Genomic DNA, 18179 nt, shown 5'->3' on the forward strand with positions numbered 1-18179 from the left:
CTGTATCGCTATCTGGCAGTCCGGTTCTTACACGGATCTTCTTGAAACCTGAGCCTGTAGTCATGTCCGCCATCGCTGGGCTAAGGTGTCGGAACCTCACCCGCCCGCCGAGCCTCCATGCAACTCCTCGCCCGCACTCACCCGCGTCTCTCCGCCGCCTCCCTCTTCGGCCTCGCCACCGGTTTGTTGGTGCCCGCCGACTCCATCATCAGCAAAATCCTCATCGGCTGGAATGCCGGTGTATGGACTTACTTGGCGCTGATGTTCTGGCTGACCGTGCGCGCCAAGGCACCGGACGTCAAACGCATCGCTGAAGTCGAAGACGAAAATGCTGGTCTGGTGCTGTTTGTGGTGTGCATTGCCGCACTGGCCAGCCTTGCGACCATCACCTTTGAGTTGGCCGGGGCCAGAGATCTGGAAACCACGCGCAAGCTCATGCATTACGGTTTCACAGCACTGACAGTGATCGGTTCATGGCTGCTGATCGGGGTGATTTTCTGTGTCCACTACGCGAGGTTATTTTACACCTGGAACGGCAAGGAGCCAGCGCTGCGTTTCTCCGAAGGGCTGACCACCCCGAATTATTGGGACTTTCTTTATTTCTCTTTCACTATTGGCGTGGCGGTACAGACGGCCGATGTCGGCGTGGCGACTCGGCAAATACGAAAAATCGTTCTGGCACAATCGTTGATAGGATTTGTATTCAACACGGCGATTTTGGGATTCTCCATAAATATCGCGGCGGGATTGTTTGGCTGATCATTCTCACCAATTCCACTCACTCATTTATACCTGTTTCCATTGCTTCGTTCAGAAAGACTACATCACCGCTAACGAAACTTTAAATCATACTTTCGAGCCGCTGTAAACTGTCAGGTCTGACAGTTTACAGCTCGTCTCATTAGCGCTCTGATAGCTCATCCCGAAAGTTTCCTTTGATCGCGGGATATCTCGTCATGACATGGAGACCGCAAAATGACCAACAAGATATTGAAACGTAGAAATGCAATCGGCACCGGTGAATGTGTAGGGACAATCAACGCCGTCGAGGTGTTTAACGCGAGCCTGGTTGAACTCTACGAGCATACCTTCCCGCTGCCTCATGGTGAGGCCTATGTAATGTTTGCTCGTAAGCGCAACTCGAATTTCACGACTAAGGAAATCACTCTTTCCTTCACCAAGGGACTGGCGAATGACCGGTACGAACTGACACCACAATCCCATGAGGTACGCCTGACATTTCTCGACACCAGCGACCCGGACAACCCTCTGACTTATACTCAGAGGTCAGGTGCAGCCATCATCGCCTATGATCCTGAATCAGCTACTCTTTCCGGGAACCTGGACAATGTCGTGTTGGAGAACCGGGACGATGATGTACTCAAGGAACTTGTCCTCGAGATTAAATTCTCAGCAAAAGGAGACATCGTAAAGCTGCGTGGATACCGGTCTCTGGCCGCATAAGCAAATAATTGCAAAAAAAAAGGAAGCTTTCGCTTCCTTTTTTATCTTTCGTGCTTACCACGTATAGCGAAAACCGATGTTGGCGCCCAGGGGCTGTTCAATATATTGCCCATTACTGTATTCGAAGTCGGCGTGCACACTGAAAGATTTCGCCAGTGCTACAGCGACGCCAGCCCCCAGTTCACCACGAGAACCGGAGAGATCATTATTGAATACATTATTATTAACCTGAACTTCGTTATTCTTTGCAAATTCATGAGCCCAGGCAAGGCGAATATAAGGTTGTACCGTGCGCCCCTTATCCAGTTCTATATTTCGGCCGGCGGTGACGCCGGCCTTGCCGATAAATGAACGTGTACGGTCCCCTTCTGCCTGCAGGTCATTGCTTAGGGAATAGTCCTTGCCCTCAATAATCACGGCTGACCATTGCGTGTAAGGTTCGAGGAAGTTTCCGCCAGCAAAAGCAATGTGTTTGCCGATTTCCACTGAGCCACCGAACCCGGAATTGTCGTAATCGCCCTTGGCTCGCGTTCCATCACTCAGCCCGACCTTCGCATCATTATTGAAGCGGTTGGCCTTGAGCACACCATCGAAGTAATAACCGGTTTGTGCATCCAGCCAGGTCACATAGCCGCCAAGATAGTAGCTGTTCACGCTCCCGGAGGTACCTGCGTCGAGATCGAGTTCGGATTGACTTTGACCTGCCATGACCCCGACCAACCATTGGCCATCGCCCAATGGCAGCGGCGCATCCGCCCCTAAAGTAAACCCGCTCTGCCGTTGCTGATAGCCGACACCCGAACCATCGGCGATGTTGTATTTGTTTGTGTAGGTCCGCCCCCAGGCGCCGGCTTGACCTCCATTGAAGCGCAACTCCCCCATACGAGTACGCAACGAAGTCAACTCGCCCAGCCATACCGTCGATGCCGTGTTGAATAGAGCGAGCACGGAACGAGCCCCTGGGCTGATGGTCCGGGTAGTCGGATCGAGTATCCAATCGTTGCCGCTTTTCGCCAGACCATAGGAATATGTTCCGAGATCGACATCGCGATTCATGAAAAACTCGGCGTCGCCACCCGCCGTTTGCACCACCCGCACAGGTTGTCCGCTAGCAGGGTCGATTCCACTGCTGGCGATCAGCAGTTCGTGTGTTCCCTGGGCGGTGCCGGTGATTTTCAACACGTCCGTTTCACCCGTGGTGAAGTTCGTGCCCATCACAAAGCGGCCATTGCCAGACAAAGATGTAACGTTAAGTTGATAAAACGCGTCAGTGCCACCGAAGACAACCGAGCCACCGTTATTAAGATTCAGCTGGTCAATACTGCTGTTACCCGTCAGTACCCATCGGGAACTGTCGTTGATCGTGGCACTGGCCACATTTTGCAACTGGCCGGTGAGCGTCGAGTTATTTTGCAGGGTCAATTGCGTGGTGCTGCCTTGCTCTGTGACGATGTCACCATCAAGCGTACTGTCGTTGACCACCAGTGAAGCATTTGCGCCGCCTCGGACATCCATTAGTGTGCCATTGCCCGCGAGCAGACGAGAGTTGGTCAACGTGATTGCAGCCGTCGAATCCGCGGCATTGGCAAAGTTGACCAAAATCGCTGCGCCGGTCTGGCCATGCACGGTAGTGTTCTCAAGACTCAACGTCGCGGGCTGGACCTGATTGAGGTCGAAGTCGATGACGACACCTTCCCGACCACCGACGATTGTGCTGTTGCGGGCATTTGCTTGACCACTGCTCAGCCGAAGGCCGTAACTGCTAGCCCCGGTACCGAGAAGGTCGGAATCGGCGAGGTTCAGGACACTGAATGCACTGACCAGTGCTCCCCCGGTCACGCCGGTGACCTTCGTGCCATTGGTCACAGAAACGCTGGAGCCGTCGTGTGTGCTGGCATCGCGCACCACTTGGAGTCCAACCCGATTTCCGGTAATCGTACTGCTGTCGATAGTTGCTTGACTGCTGCTCAAGAAAACGGCCGCCAAGCCACTCGTAGCTGAAACAGTCGTGCCCTGCAGGTTGACCGTCGACCCCTTGCGAGCGGATATCTGCTGTGTCGTACTCCCGGGATTGGCGATCAACGTAGAATTTTCAGAGGTGATGGCCAGCGTCTGCGCGCCGTTGACCGTGAGCGTGGCATTTTGAGCAAGATCCCATCGTTCCGGCGTGCCGCCGGTGACCGTTTCCTCCCGCCCTACGACCGGTGCCGCACTGGCGAAGGTACTCAACATTGGCAACAACAAAGGGCTCAAAACCATGTAACGCCGTGAACGGCCTGAACCCGATAATGACTGACCCCGCATAATGAATACCTGCTTTTTGAATTTTGAAATGGCAGTTCTCGCCACTCCTAGGGGTGCAAGGCTATAGAGAAGACTCAAAAATTTATGTAGGACTTATCCTCAGATGGCGCGAGAAAACGCTTTAGGGCCAAATGATTTGATTCCGAATATTAATAAAACAGGGGCGACTATGAACTAGCCTCCAGCGCCCCTGTGATCAGTTAACAATCATGGACTAGGGGTAATAAACTCATCACAATACTTGCCCGCACTGTCGTCCAGATCCAGTGAGTTTAAAGCAGGCAGAGAGTCGGGGGTCGGATTGCCACCCGTGCGACTGATAGAATAAGTAACCTGGCACGATTGCAGATGCGCCGGTTTGAAGTCCTCAGCCCAATCGCCAATCCCGATAATTGCTCCATCTACGGGAAATTGGCCAGTAATAGGAAACGTAGCCACTGCATCGGCATCGGGAATCGGCTTCGTAGGGTCATTTAATGCGTATGCTAGATACTTGACAGTAATGGTTTCCCCATCGACCGTATAGGTATTTGGCAATACACGCACCTGCAAGTTTCGTCTCGCCGTACCATCATTGGGAACGGTCGCGGTGGGAAAGTTCAAGGTAGAGCAACCAACCCTTCGTGCCGGTCCGGCCAGGCCCAAAATGATCGGTGCAGCCATTTCAATCGGGAAAGGTTCCACCGGGATATCTTTCGGTTTCGATTGAGTAGGATTAGTCGCCCCAGGAATGTACAGGGTATACCGTAGAACTTTGGTTCCACTTCCTTGAGCGTGGACAAGGGTCCAAGGAATGACGCGACTGATGGTGGTGTTCTCCTGGCCTGTTGTTAAAGGGATCGTGTCACCGACCTTGATGCCGTCGTAAAACAAATCGATCACCCAGCCTTCTTCCGTCGGAGGCGCAGCAAAAAGTTTGATACGCGCAGTGATCGCAGTATCGCCGTAATCGCCTTCCTTGATTTCGTCGTCACTGCCAGCAGTTGTTGTCAGCGTTGGCGGATCAAGACCGATGGTGATCGGATCCGGACCGATATATGAAATATCTACATCGATATCGACGTCCGCGCTGGCCAACTCTCTCGCACCACGAAACATTCGGAAACTGACATTGGTATCAACGATGCCATCGGTATCGCCATAGACCTGTTGGACCAAAGCATAAGGGGCGTAAAACGTCAGTTCGGTGTTGGCACCGACTCGCTGCTCGTTGCCCGCCTGTTGTCCACCCCAGAAACCCAAGATGGTGTCGGCTCCGGCATTTGGGGTGGGGACCTTGACCTTGAACTCCACGCCGTTCGAATCAAACTGTGTATCTGCAAGATCGATCAAATTGTCGCCGTCTGTACCGTTGGCCAACGTCACGATTGGTGGCTGTACCGTGCTTGGATCGGGGTCTTTCGCATGCTGAACGGTGCGCTGACTAAAGTTGGATTGGCGTCCTTGGTTCCCCGGCAGATCTCTGGACGTATAAATAAGCTGATTAGGACCGTCGAGAGCGTCGACAAATACTTGAATGGGAATTGCAGCATCATTATTCGCCGAAAGCACACCCTCAAAGACTGGAGCATCACGACCTGGATCGGGCGCAGGGCCGAAGAAGAATTTGTAAACATCAGTCGCTTGGTAGTTTGCGGGAATTACGGGCTTGACGATGATATGAGTCTTGCCTTCCAGGTAAGCCTCGTCGATCGGATCACTTGGTCCCAGATCGGCAGGCCACGTTGGAGCGCCAGGAATGCGATTGGCCGGTGGGGTTTTGACTACATAGGGAGGTGTGAGATCGATCGCGAAGGTGGTTAATTCGGACTCGGTATCATTAGTCCCCCCGGCAAAGTAGATGTAACGAAACTCCCACTCTGTAGGCGTTTCGGGAGTAAGTTCCTCCCTGAACAGGCTGCGCCGGATCTTATACGGAACTGTCCAGTCTCGGTCAGCGACAATGCCTGGCATAATGTATGGATGGTCTGGATCTGCTGAATCAATAACATCAATCCATGTTGTATCACCTTTTTTACGAATCTGCGGTTGAATTCCATCCTTATCGTCTTCAAGTGTTGGCTTTGGAATCAGATAATCCAGATCACTGACCAGAGAGGCGATCGGAATGCGCAAATCAGGAAGCAATGTCTGTGCAGGTAAGGTAACAGGCGGCAGTAACGCTTCAGGGGCGTTATCTACCGTGGATTTCGCTTTCAACACCGCCTGTCTGGACAGGTTGGCCTTTTCAACTATAGCGTTCATGATTTTCTCCATGCGTTTGCCATTAGGCGAATCTTTTTTTACTGTTTTATCAAGCATTGCTATTGACCATCGTTCGCTCCATGCCTTTACGGCCCGCATGGGTACTCTTCGCCTGCTTCAATCCGATCTATTTTAACCAGCTCATTCCTGGATATTCCGACGAGTCTGCGACCTCGAAAAATTCGATATTGAATAACGGCCGATGCATTCGCTACCATCGGTTGTATATGCACATCGTAAGGTTCGATCAGCAGAGCGTATCCATCTTTTATATCTGCCTCGCTCAATCGGGCGCGTATATGTTTTTTGCGAGCTCTCACATACTCCACGCCGCTTCCATTCAAACTGTTATATCCCCTCCATAGCAATTCGACTCGATCGCCTGGCTTGAACCCAGTCAAGGGAGGAACAGACACTCGAACGCCCTCCCACAACGGCGGGTCAGTAGAGCAATTGAGATAACCATCGAAATTTTTGTCTGGACAATCAGGCCTCTTAAGATCATTTGGAATAGGCGTATGGTCAATAGTCAGATTACGGCGCTCCGACATGGAGGGGTGATCCACAGTGTCGAGGACTAAATACCATAATTGACCTACACCGTTTACTTGCAGGTGCTGGGCACCGATATGAATAATGAATTGCGGTTCAATGTCCGCTGGCGTGTACGTATTTTCAATTTCGACCAGTGGTTGTCCTGGCTGCTGGAAATATACGGTTAAAAGATCTCTATCGCCTGGCAATGTTGCATAACTCGGCCAGAGAGGAACAACCACATCTATGCCTGCCATTAACAAATGCAGCGGGATATAACCGTCCGGGTCAATATCGGCATCTTCCACTCCGATGACCTTCGGAGGCTTGAAGTTCAGCGGACGTTTCTTGGACATATATCGAGCCCTTTGACGTTGGTAACTGCTAAAAACGTTCAAAAGAATTAAACGTCTTGTCAGCCAAACTGCCTACTGTCAGATCTGACAGGTAAGTTGACCGCCCGTCGGAATTCACCGTCGGCAAAGTATGAAAGCGCTTGACGGCTTCCATTTAAATCGTATCTCCTGAAACCGGTTTCAGAGTTAGACCCATAACAACAAGGCTCATCCATGAACGACTTCTCCGTGGCCCAACGCAGCCGCGTCACCATGCTCGACGTCGCCGAGCGCGCCGGCGTATCCAAGGCCAGCGTCTCGCGCTTCATCGGCGATGACCGCGCCCTCCTCTCCGACGCTATTGCCCTCCGCATCGAGCAGGCCATCAGCGAACTCGGCTACCGCCCCAACCAGATGGCTCGCGGCCTGAAACGCGGGCGCACGCGCCTGATCGGCATGCTGGTCGCCGATATCCGTAACCCTTATTCGATTGCCGTGATGCACGGGGTGGAAACCGCCTGCCGTGCGCACGGCTACAGCCTGGTGGTGTGCAACACCGATCGCGATGACGAGCAGGAACGCCAGCACCTGGCACTGTTGCGCTCGTACAACATCGAAGGGCTGATTGTGAATACTCTTGGCCATCACCGTGACGAGTTGCATGAACTCCATCGCGAGATGCCGATGGTGCTGGTGGATCGCAAAGTTGCCGGCCTCGACAGCGATATGGTCGGACTGAACAATCCGCAGGCAGTAGAAATGGCGTTGGCACATCTTGAGCAACGCGGTTATCGCGATCTGGTGTTGGTCACCGAACCGTATGACGGCACCAGTTCGCGGATCGAGCGCGTCAGCAGCTTTCAGGCGCAGATTGCGCAGCGTCCGGGCCTTACCGGGGCAGTGCTGGAAACCGGCGCTGACCTGCAAGGGCAACTTCAATCATTTTTAAGCACACCCGGTAACGGGCCGAAAGCGTTGTTTTGCGCGAATGGCGTGGCGGCACTGACGGCCACCACGGCATTGCGGGCGATCGGCTCGCGGTTGTTCGAGGATGTCGGCCTGATCGCTCTGGATGATCTGGACTGGTATCCGTTGGTGGGCAGCGGGATTACCGCGCTCGCGCAGCCGACGCAGGAGATTGGCGCTCGGGCGTTTGAGTGTCTGCTCAAGCGTTTGCGTGGGGATGATGAGGCCGCGCGGGTGGTGGATTTTGCGCCGGTGCTGGTTGAGCGTGGGTCTACCCGCGGGGTTGGCGGTGTTTGAGCTGACGCTTTCGCGAGCAGGCTCGCTCCTACATTTGGAACGCGGTCACCTGTAGGAGTGAGCCTGCTCGCGAAGGCGCCCGCAAGAACAACACAGAATTCACCGATATTTTTTTGAACCAAAATGAAACCGGTTTCAGAGGTCAATAACAATGAATAAACCTGCCGTTTCCATCAGTCTCTCCAGCTACGGCGCCGAGCTTGTGCGCCAGCGTGGGCAAGACTCTTTCATCGACGTTCTGGCCGCGGCCGGGGCCAATCGCATTGAGTGGCGTGAAGAACTGCTGACCCGCGAAGACCCGGCGCAATTGGCGGCGGCCACCCAGGCGCAGGGCTTGCAAAGCATTTATTCCTCACCGACCGAACTGTGGCTGGCCGGGCAGGCGCAGCCCAATCCCGAATTGATTACCGCGCTGCGACAGGCCGAAGCGTTCGGTTCGAAATGGCTGAAAGTCTCCCTCGGCTACTTCACCGATACCAACGATCTGCAAGCCCTGGCCGAACGTCTCCGGCAAACCTCGGTGCAGCTATTGGTCGAGAACGATCAGACCCTGTACGGCGGGCGTATCGAACCGTTTCAGCGTTTTTTCGCGGCGGTCGAGCAGCACAACCTGCCCATCAAAATGACCTTCGACATCGGCAACTGGCAGTGGCAGGACCAGTCCGCCGCCAGCGCTGCGCGCCTGCTCGGCCGACATGTCGGTTATGTGCACTGCAAAGCCGTAGCCCGTCGCACCGACGGCAAACTGGTCGCGGTACCACCCGCCGTCAGCGACCTGCATCTGTGGGAACAACTGCTGCGGCACATGGCCCAAGGCGTTATGCGCGCGGCCGAATATCCCTTGCAGGGCGATGATCTGCTGCAACTGACCACCGAGCATGTCGCCGCCCTCGCCCGCCTCGGCCAATCGCGTCTGGAGCCTGCCCATGTCTGAGATCGATATTCTTTCGTTCGGCGAAACCATGGCGATGCTGGTCGCAGAGCAGAGCGGCGATCTGGCAGCCGTCGAACACTTTCACAAACGCATTGCCGGTGCCGACAGCAACGTCGCCATCGGGCTTTCGCGGTTGGGTTTCAATGTCACCTGGCTGAGCCGGGTGGGTGATGATTCCCTCGGGCGCTTCGTGGTCGAAACCCTGATCAAGGAGGGTCTCGACTGCAGCCATGTCGACGTTGATAAACAGCATCCGACCGGTTTTCAGTTCAAGTCGCGCAATGACGATGGCAGCGACCCGCAGGTCGAGTATTTCCGCCGCGGTTCGGCGGCCAGTCACTTGTCGCCGCAATCGATCACCGCAGACTTGCTCAGCGCTCGCCATTTGCACGCCACCGGTATTCCGCCCGCGCTTTCGGCCACGGCGCGGGAATTGTCGTTTGAATTGATGAGCCGCATGCGCCATGCCGGGCACAGCGTTTCCTTCGATCCCAATCTGCGCCCGAGCCTGTGGGCCAGCGAGCGCGAGATGATCAGCGAGATCAACCGCCTCGCCGCCCTCGCCCATTGGGTTTTGCCGGGGCTGAGCGAGGGCCGTTTGCTGACCGGTTTTGAAGACCCGGCGGACATTGCCGCGTTCTATCTCGACCAAGGCGCCGAAGCGGTGGCGATCAAGCTCGGGCCGCAAGGCGCTTTTTACCGCACGCAGCTCGATCAGGGTTTTATCGCTGGCGTACCGGTGGCCCAGGTCGTTGACACGGTCGGTGCCGGTGATGGTTTTGCGGTGGGTCTGATCAGCGCCCTGCTCGAGCATCAGAGTGTTCCCGAAGCGGTGCAGCGCGCGAACTGGATTGGCAGTCGGGCGGTGCAGAGTCGTGGGGATATGGAGGGCCTCCCTACCCGCCTGGAATTATCCGGTGAATTCGAGGCCGCCGATCGCCAGCAGGCCGGCTCCCACATGGGGATTGTGTCGACCACTAACTCTGTGGGAGCCAGCCTGCGGGCGATGAGGCCCTGACAGGCTGCCCATTGTTTGAACCTGCTGCGACAAAAACAACAAGCTCAGGAGCAAGACCATGAAAAACGCTACCCTCGCCACCCGCCGCTGGTGGTACATCATGCCGATCGTGTTCATCACCTACAGCCTGGCGTATCTAGATCGCGCCAACTATGGCTTCGCCGCCGCTTCCGGCATGGCCGAAGACCTGATGATCACCCCGGGCCTGTCCTCGCTGCTCGGTGCCTTGTTCTTTCTCGGTTACTTCTTCTTTCAGGTGCCCGGCGCGGTCTATGCGCAAAAGCACAGCGTCAAGAAGCTGATTTTCGTCAGCCTGATCCTCTGGGGCGGCCTCGCGACCCTGACGGGTGTGGTCTCCAACGCGTACTGGCTGATCGTTATCCGCTTCATGCTTGGCGTAGTCGAGGCAGCTGTAATGCCGGCGATGCTGGTGTATCTGTGCCACTGGTTCACCCGTGCCGAACGTTCGCGGGCCAACACCTTTCTGATCCTCGGAAATCCGGTGACGATGCTGTGGATGTCGGTGGTCTCGGGTTATCTGGTGCAGCACTTCAGCTGGCGCTGGATGTTCATCATCGAAGGGTTGCCGGCGGTGTTTTGGGCATTCATCTGGTGGCGTCTGGCCGATGATCGTCCGGCCCAGGCCAAGTGGCTCAGCGATCAGGAAAAGCATGATCTGGAAAGTGCCCTGGCGGCGGAACAAGTCGGCATCAAAGCGGTGAAGAACTACGCCGAGGCGTTCCGTTCGCCGAAGGTGATCATTCTCGCGCTGCAATTTTTCTGCTGGAGCATCGGCGTCTACGGCTTCGTGTTGTGGCTGCCGTCGATCCTCAAGGCCGGGGCGAAAATGGACATGATCGAGGCTGGCTGGCTGTCGGCGCTGCCGTATCTGGCGGCGGTGATCGGCATGCTCGCGGTGTCGTGGGGTTCGGACAAATTGCAGAAGCGCAAACGCTTCGTCTGGCCACCGCTGCTGATCGCGTCCATCGCGTTCTACGGCTCCTACGCGCTCGGCGCGGAACATTTCTGGTGGTCGTACACGTTGCTGGTGATTGCCGGCGCCTGCATGTACGCGCCGTACGGGCCGTTTTTCGCGATCGTCCCGGAGATCCTCCCGGCCAACGTCGCTGGTGGCGCCATGGCGCTGATCAACAGCATGGGCGCGCTCGGTTCGTTCGGCGGCTCGTATCTGGTCGGTTATCTGAACAGCTCCACCGGTTCGCCCGGCGCCTCCTATCTGTTGATGAGCGGTGCGTTGCTGCTGTCGGTGGTGCTGACGATTTTTCTCAAGCCCGGCGCCAGTGACCGCGTCGTCGCCAAAGCCGTTGCCACGCCACGCGTGCCGGCGCATTCCTGAAAGGACTTTGTCATGAAAAAACACGTCGTGCTGTACAAGAAACTCTCGCCCGCGCTGATGGCGCGTCTGCAAGAGCAGTTCGAAGTGACGCTGATTGAAAGCCTCGACGCCGACGGCCTCATGCAGCTGCGCGACGCCCTGCCCCGCGCTCACGGTTTGCTCGGTGCGAGTTTGAAGCTGGACGCCGCGTTGCTTGATCTGGCCCCGCAGCTACAAGCCATTGCCAGCGTGTCGGTCGGCGTCGACAACTACGACATCGACTACCTCTGCCGCCGCCGGATCATGCTGACCAACACCCCGGACGTGCTCACCGAAACCACCGCCGACACCGGTTTCGCCTTGATTCTCGCAGCGGCGCGGCGCGTGGTCGAACTGGCCAACATGGTGCGCAGCGGCCAGTGGGGCCGCAACATCGGCCCGGCGCATTTCGGCACCGATGTACATGGCAAGACGCTCGGCATCATCGGCATGGGCCGCATCGGCGAGGCACTGGCCCAGCGCGGGCATTTCGGTTTTGGCATGCCAGTGATCTATCACAGCCAGTCGCGCAAACCGGCGGTCGAGGAGCGCTTCGATGCGCAATACCGCAGCCTCGAGGACTTGCTCAGACAGGCGGATTTCATTTGCCTGACCTTACCGCTGACGGCACAGACTGAGAAGTTGATCGGCGCCGAGCAGTTTGCCTTGATGCGCCCGGAGAGCATTTTTATCAATATTTCGCGCGGCAAGGTCGTCGACGAGGCGGCAATGATCGAGGCGCTGCGTCATCAGCGCATTCGTGCGGCGGGGCTGGATGTGTTCGAGCGTGAACCGCTCGGTCATGACTCGGCGTTGTTGCAGCTCAACAATGTGGTGGCGACGCCGCACATGGGTTCGGCGACGCATGAAACGCGCGAGGCGATGGCGCGGTGTGCGGTGGAGAATCTGCTGGCGGCGTTGGCTGGGGAGAAGCCGGCGAATCTGGTGAATCCATCGGCGTGGCAGGGCTGAGATCTACATTGCCCGCTCTGGCCTCATCGCTAGCAGGCTAGCTCCCACAGGGTTTTGGGGCGAACACAAAGCAGGTGTCCGCCTCGAATCAGTGTGGGAGCTAGCCTGCTAGCGATTGGGCCGGCGCAGGCAATGCAGAAACATCAGGCACTGCGCGCCTGTAAAAGCTGCGCCGCACACAAGGCAATCCGCGCACAGGCGTCGGCCAGTTTCACCCGGTCAACCACCAGGCCAATGCGGATATGCCCCGCCGCACTCGGCCCGAACGCTTCCCCGGCAAGCACCGAGACGCCATAACCTTCGAGCAATCGCTCGGCAAACGCCTGGGCGCCGAGCCCGGTCTGGCGCACATCGACCATCACGAACATGCCGCCATCCGGCCTGATCGGGTGCAGGCCCGGGCAATCATGCAAACGCTCGCAAACCAGATCGCGGCGCAGGCGATATTCCTCGCGCATCTGCGTCACCTCCGGCAGATCGGTTTGCAGCGCAACCTGTGCAGCTTTCTGAACGAAGTCCGGCAGACCGAAGAGCATGCTCAGCGACAGGTTGACCAGATGCTCGGCCAGCGATTGCGGCCCGATCATCCAGCCAATGCGCCAGCCGGTCATGGCGTGGGATTTCGACAGGCTGTTGATCGTCGCCGTGCGGTCGGCCATGCCCGGCAGACTCGCCGGACTGATGTGCTGGCCTTCGTAAAGCAAGTCACTGTAGACCTCGTCGCTGATCAGCCATAGATCATGGCGCAGGCAAAGCGCCGCCAGTTCTTGCCAGATCAACAGCGGCAAGCTGGCGCCACTGGGATTGTTCGGGCTGTTGAGCAACATCGCGCGGGTCTTTGAGGTGATGCGCGCAGCGACATCCGCCGGGTCGACACGAAAGCCGTTTTCCGGGCGCACCGGCACTGGAATGACCGTCGCGCCGCACGCGCCGAACACGCCTTCATAAGTGACGTACATCGGTTCGGCGACGATCACCTCATCGCCGGGATCGAGCAGACATTGCGCCACCGAATACACCGCGCATTGCGCGCCGGGCAAGACAATCACCTGATCAGGGTCAACCCGTTGACCACTGCGCTGGCAGTGGCGCGCGGCAATCAGCCTGCGCAGTTCGAGGCGGCCACGGATGTCGGCATAGTGCGTATCACCGGCCAACAGGCTGTCGATGGCGCCATGGACAATCGGCAGCGGCGTATCGAAGTCCGGATCGCCGACGCTCAACAGCAGAATATCGACGCCCTCGGCGCGCAACGCCAACGCTCGGTCGTGGATCTGCCAGGCGGCGGCGCCCTCTCCGGCAATGCGTTGGGTCAAGGCTGAATAGCGCATGTACGTCTCCTGATCGCGCGGTTTCCAGCCTTCACCGTATCTCAAATCACGAAACGCGCCACCATCGCATTCAAATCCACCGCCAGACGCGACAGTTCATGAGTCGCGGCGCTGGTCTGGTTGGCCCCGGCCGCCGACTGCGTGGCCAGGTCGCGAATGTTCACCAGGTTGCGGTCGACTTCACGTGAGACTTGCGCCTGCTCTTCCGAGGCGCTGGCGATCACCAGGTTGCGCTCGTTGATCTGGTGGATCGACTGGGTGATCTGCTCCAGCGCGACGCCGGCAGCACGGGCCATTTCCAGGGTGATCTGGGTGCGCTGGTTGCTTTGCTGCATCGACGAAACCGCCTCGCCGGTACCGTTCTGAATGCCAGCGACCATTTTTTCGATTTCCTGGGTCGACTGCGCGGTGCGATGGGCCAGCGCCCGGACTTCGTCCGCGACTACCGCAAAGCCACGTCCGGCCTCACCGGCACGCGCGGCTTCGATCGCCGCGTTCAGCGCGAGCACGTTGGTCTGTTCGGCGATGGCACGGATCACATCAAGTACTTTGCCGATATCGCGGCCCTGTGCGGCGAGGCCTTCGATCATCTGCGCGGTGTTCTGTACGTCGTGGGTCATGGTCTGGATCGCGTCGACGGTTTTCACCACCTGATCGCGACCTTCACGGGCGGCGTGGGTCGACTGGTTCGAGGCTTCGGAAGTCGACACCGCGTTGCGCGCAACTTCTTCGACGGCGGCGGTCATCTCGTTGACGGCAGTGGCGGCCTGTTCGATCTCGTTGTTCTGCTGCTGCAAACCGCGTGAGGCTTCTTCAGTGACGGCGCTGAGTTCTTCAGCCGCCGCGCCCAATTGGGTGGCGGAACCGGCGATCTGTTCGATGGTTTGACGCAGATTGACCTGCATCGCTGCGAGGGCTTCGAGCAGGCGCGCCGGCTCGTCCTTGCCGTCGACGTCGATGGCTTTGCTCAAGTTGCCGCCGGCGATGGTTTGCGCCGCCAGCAGCGCACGGTTGAGCGGTGTGACAATGCTGCGGGTCAGCAGCCAGGCCAGCAATACAGTGGCCAACGCTGCAATCACCGCGACAATGATGATCCCGGTTATCGCGCTGTCGTAATAATCGCCGGCGCGAGTTGATGCGGTCTTGGCATCGGCGGCATTGATTGCGATCAGTTTGTTCAACTGCTCGCCCATCTGGTCGGTGCCTTCCTTGATTCGCGTGTTGATCAGGGTACGCAACTCTTCCATTTTGTCCTGGCGCGACAACTCGAGCATCTGGTTCTGAGCTTGCACGTAGTTGTCCAGCGTGGTCGAAAACGTCTGATACAGCGCGCGTTCTTCCTCGCCGGCGTGCAGTTGCGAATAGGCGGCTTGAGCCTTGCGAGCTTTGTCTACCAGTGCGGCAATGCGCGCCTGCGCTTCCTGCAACGCGGCAGGTTCGCGATTGACCAATACGCGAAACGAGAGAATGCGCATCCGCAGGACGTTTTCCGTTATCACGCTGAGATGGGCCACGCTGGGCAATTGCGTCGTGTTCATATCAATTGACGCCTGGCGGATGACCGACATGCGGTTGACGGCAAACACACCCAGCACGACCACCAAAAGGGCGATGAAGGCAAAACCGAGGAAGGCACGGGGCGCGATATTCAGGTTACGCAAGGACATGGCTGCACTCTCAAGATAGAAGCTACGAGCGTCCATGCCATGATCACTGAGCCGTAGGGGTGGGCTGCAGTCCGGCGCCACTGTTTTGGGAGTTTTGTGCGCGCCTGATCTTTGTATCGGCCAGGCTTGAGGAAGATTGCGGGTCTGTTGCAAGTATTTTTATCGGTGTTTCAGGGATGAAACACCGTTGGGGAATTTCACATGCGCCGCGCCATCTGCCAGACACGAGCAATATCGGTGGCGCGTTCACGCAACAATCGTGGCGCTTCGGCGCAGGCCTGTTCCAGGGTCATCGGCCCGCTGGTCACGGCGAATGCCGCGTCGATGCCATGGCCATACAGTTCCTGATAACCGTCGCCGAGGGTGCCGGCAATCACCACCACCGGCACGCCGTGTTGTTTGGCGATCCGTGCCACGCCGAACGGTGTCTTGCCACGCAAGGTCTGCGCGTCGAAGCGCCCTTCCCCGGTAATCACCAGATCTGCATCTTTGACCGCATCGGCGAGCCCCACCAGCTCCGCCACCACTTCCACGCCAGCCTGAAACTGCGCGCCGAGAAACGCCTTGGCGGCAAAGCCCAGCCCGCCCGCCGCACCGCTGCCGGGTTCATCGCGGACGTCTTTGCCCAGCGCCTGCGCGCACAGTTCGGCAAAGTGCCCCAAGGCCTGATCGAGTTGCTGCACTTGAGCCGGCGAGGCGCCTTTCTGTGGGCCGAAGATCGCTGAGGCGCCATGCGAACCGCACAGCGGATTATTCACATCCGCAGCAATATCGAAACGCACCTGCGCCAGACGCGGGTCGACTGCGCTAAGGTCCAGTCGCGCCAGTTGCGCCAGTGCCAGTCCGCCGGGGACCAGCGCCTGGTTCTGCGCATCAAGCAGTTTTAGCCCCAACGCCTGCATCGCACCGGCGCCGCCATCGTTGGTGGCGCTGCCGCCAATCGCCAGAATCACCCGTTGTGCGCCGGCATCCAGCGCCGCGCGAATCAGTTCGCCGGTGCCAAACGTGCTGCTGATGCACGCATCGCGCTGCCCTGGCGGCACCAATTGCAAGCCGCTGGCTTCGGCCATTTCGATGATCGCGGTCTGGGTGTGCGGCAACCAGCCCCACGCGGCCTCGACCGGCGCACCAAGCGGGCCACGCACACGGCTGCGGCGCAATTCGCCGGCACAGGCCGCCAGAATCGACTCCACCGTGCCTTCGCCGCCATCGGCCATCGGGCATTTGACCAGCGTCGCCTGCGGCCACACCTGCGCCAGGCCAAGGGCGATGGCTTCGGCGACGCCCTGAGCACTGAGGCTGTCCTTGAATGAATCGGGGGCGATGACGACTTTCATGGGAAATCTCCGGTTGCGATGTCCGTCATGCTGCCAGTGGCCGCGAAGGTTGACGCCGGTCGGTTGCACAACGGCTGGAGAGGATTGTTGTTCATTTTCACAAAAGATCGATGTTGCAGCTTCTGGCGTCATCGCGAGCAGGCTCACTCCTACAGGGGAATGTATTTCAAAGGTAGGAGTGAGCCTGCTCGCGATGACGTCCTGAAGGGCACCCAATCAACCCGGATCTGTCTGCGGCAAAAGCTGCACCCCCAGATACAACGCCAGCATCCCGTCCAGCCTGAGCGGATCGACCCCGCTCAACTCGGCAATCCGCTCCATCCGGTAACGCAGGCTGTTGCGATGAATGCCCAAGGCATCGGCACACGCCTGACTCTGGCCGTCGTGTTCGCACCAGCTGCGCAGCGTCGCCAACAATTGACCGTTGCTGTCCTTGGCGATCACCTTGCGCAGCGGTTTGAGCAGTTCGTCCAGCGCATCATCGTTGCGGTGGCGCCAGAGCATCACCGGCAAACGATAGCGGTTGAGCGTCAGCACGCGCGACTGCGGCAAGACTTCGCGCCCGTAGGCGAGCAAGTCGCCGACCCGCCGATAACAGCGGCGCAGCCCGGCTAGCCCGTCGGCCTGCCCGCCTACGGCAATGCGCAGGATCTTCCAGCCGAGGCCATCGAGTTTTTCCAGCAAGCGCTCGTGCTCGATGTGCTGACTCGCCGGGCGACACCACAGCAGCGATGACTGCGCCGAACTTACGCACCAGCTGTCCGGGTAACGCGACATCAGCCAGGCACTCAACGCCTCGACGGTTTGCCCCGGACCGTGCTCAGCACCCAGTTCGAACAGATGAGGCACCCGCGTAAGTTGCGGCTTGAGCCCCAGTTGCTGCGCCTCGTCGACCAGCCGCGGCGAATCACCCGCCTCGCTCAGCAACAGCGCCAGCAGATCATCACAACGCTGGCGTCGCCATTGCTGCTCCGCCTGCTGATTGCGCTGGCCAACCAGCATTTCCGCGGTCATGCGCACCAGTTCGGCGTAGGTGCGCAGTTGCTCGGGTTCACCGGTAATGCCAAGCACACCGATCAAGCGCTGATCGAGCAGCAGCGGCAGGTTGATGCCCGGTTGCACGCCCTTGAGATGCACCGCCGTCTGCGCATCGATTTCCACCACGCGACCATTGGCCAACACCAGTTGCGCACCCTCGTGGCGAGTGTTGATGCGCTCTGGTTCGCCGCTGCCGAGGATCAACCCCTGGCTGTCCATGACGTTGACGTTGTAAGGCAAAATGGCCATCGCCCGGTCGACGATGTCCTGGGCGAGGTCGTGATCAAGTTCGAACATGACAGCGGCAATCCTTGATTTTCGGCGCGTGCGATTGTTCACCCGCACAGGGTCTGCCGGCAAACC

14 protein-coding genes are annotated in these 18179 nt (G+C 58.1%); 7 read left to right on the top strand and 7 right to left on the bottom strand.

The window, feature by feature from the left end; translation table 11 throughout:
• Positions 1-117: 117 nt before the first annotated feature.
• Both J3P75_RS14695 and J3P75_RS14700 read left to right on the top strand, forming a co-directional pair.
• Positions 118-759 carry a DUF1345 domain-containing protein gene (locus J3P75_RS14695; protein WP_434707198.1) on the top strand — a complete coding sequence of 214 codons (642 nt, stop codon included), beginning with the start codon at positions 118-120 and terminating at the stop codon, positions 757-759.
• A 216-nt stretch (positions 760-975) separates the two neighbouring features.
• A complete protein-coding gene (locus tag J3P75_RS14700; protein ID WP_434707199.1) occupies positions 976-1464 on the top strand; it encodes a hypothetical protein in 489 nt (162 codons plus the stop codon).
• Between the two features lie 54 nt (positions 1465-1518).
• On the opposite strand, the gene J3P75_RS14705 is transcribed toward J3P75_RS14700, so the two are convergent.
• The 3 genes from J3P75_RS14705 to J3P75_RS14715 form a co-directional block, all read right to left on the bottom strand.
• The gene (locus J3P75_RS14705; protein WP_434707200.1) at positions 1519-3696 is read right to left on the bottom strand and encodes an autotransporter outer membrane beta-barrel domain-containing protein; all 2178 of its coding nucleotides are present in this window, start codon (positions 3694-3696) and stop codon (positions 1519-1521) included.
• 279 nt (positions 3697-3975) lie between these two features.
• Positions 3976-6069, bottom strand: coding sequence for a hypothetical protein (locus tag J3P75_RS14710; RefSeq protein ID WP_434707201.1), 2094 nt, complete (start codon positions 6067-6069; stop codon positions 3976-3978).
• Between the two features lie 29 nt (positions 6070-6098).
• A complete protein-coding gene (locus tag J3P75_RS14715; protein ID WP_434707202.1) occupies positions 6099-6902 on the bottom strand; it encodes a hypothetical protein in 804 nt (267 codons plus the stop codon).
• 213 nt (positions 6903-7115) lie between these two features.
• Between J3P75_RS14715 and J3P75_RS14720 the strand changes: the two genes are divergently transcribed.
• The 5 genes from J3P75_RS14720 to J3P75_RS14740 all read left to right on the top strand — a co-directional run bounded on the left by J3P75_RS14720 (position 7116) and on the right by J3P75_RS14740 (position 12443).
• Complete coding sequence (locus J3P75_RS14720; protein ID WP_434707203.1) at positions 7116-8144, top strand: LacI family DNA-binding transcriptional regulator; 1029 nt, start codon at positions 7116-7118, stop codon at positions 8142-8144.
• A gap of 151 nt (positions 8145-8295) precedes the next feature.
• On the top strand, positions 8296-9078 hold the full coding sequence (locus J3P75_RS14725) for a sugar phosphate isomerase/epimerase family protein (RefSeq protein WP_434707204.1): 783 nt from the start codon (positions 8296-8298) through the stop codon (positions 9076-9078).
• Complete coding sequence (locus tag J3P75_RS14730) at positions 9071-10096, top strand: sugar kinase (protein ID WP_434589040.1); 1026 nt, start codon at positions 9071-9073, stop codon at positions 10094-10096. Before J3P75_RS14725 ends, J3P75_RS14730 begins: the two co-directional genes overlap by 8 nt.
• A gap of 58 nt (positions 10097-10154) precedes the next feature.
• Positions 10155-11453, top strand: a complete 1299-nt coding sequence (locus J3P75_RS14735) for an MFS transporter (RefSeq protein ID WP_203417838.1) — start codon at positions 10155-10157, stop codon at positions 11451-11453.
• 12 nt (positions 11454-11465) lie between these two features.
• Positions 11466-12443, top strand: a complete 978-nt coding sequence (locus J3P75_RS14740; RefSeq protein ID WP_434707205.1) for a 2-hydroxyacid dehydrogenase — start codon at positions 11466-11468, stop codon at positions 12441-12443.
• A 143-nt stretch (positions 12444-12586) separates the two neighbouring features.
• On the opposite strand, the gene J3P75_RS14745 is transcribed toward J3P75_RS14740, so the two are convergent.
• The 4 genes from J3P75_RS14745 to J3P75_RS14760 form a co-directional block, all read right to left on the bottom strand.
• On the bottom strand, positions 12587-13774 hold the full coding sequence (locus J3P75_RS14745; protein WP_434707206.1) for a pyridoxal phosphate-dependent aminotransferase: 1188 nt from the start codon (positions 13772-13774) through the stop codon (positions 12587-12589).
• Positions 13775-13815: 41 nt separating this feature from the next.
• Entirely contained in the window at positions 13816-15441 is a 1626-nt protein-coding gene (locus J3P75_RS14750; RefSeq protein ID WP_434707207.1) for a methyl-accepting chemotaxis protein, read from the bottom strand.
• A gap of 197 nt (positions 15442-15638) precedes the next feature.
• Entirely contained in the window at positions 15639-16778 is a 1140-nt protein-coding gene (locus J3P75_RS14755; protein WP_434707208.1) for a glycerate kinase, read from the bottom strand.
• Positions 16779-16994: 216 nt separating this feature from the next.
• Entirely contained in the window at positions 16995-18113 is a 1119-nt protein-coding gene (locus J3P75_RS14760) for a sugar diacid recognition domain-containing protein (protein WP_434707209.1), read from the bottom strand.
• Positions 18114-18179 lie beyond the last annotated feature (66 nt).

This window comes from Pseudomonas sp. R1-1 (assembly GCF_051132135.1).
Taxonomy (GTDB): domain Bacteria; phylum Pseudomonadota; class Gammaproteobacteria; order Pseudomonadales; family Pseudomonadaceae; genus Aquipseudomonas.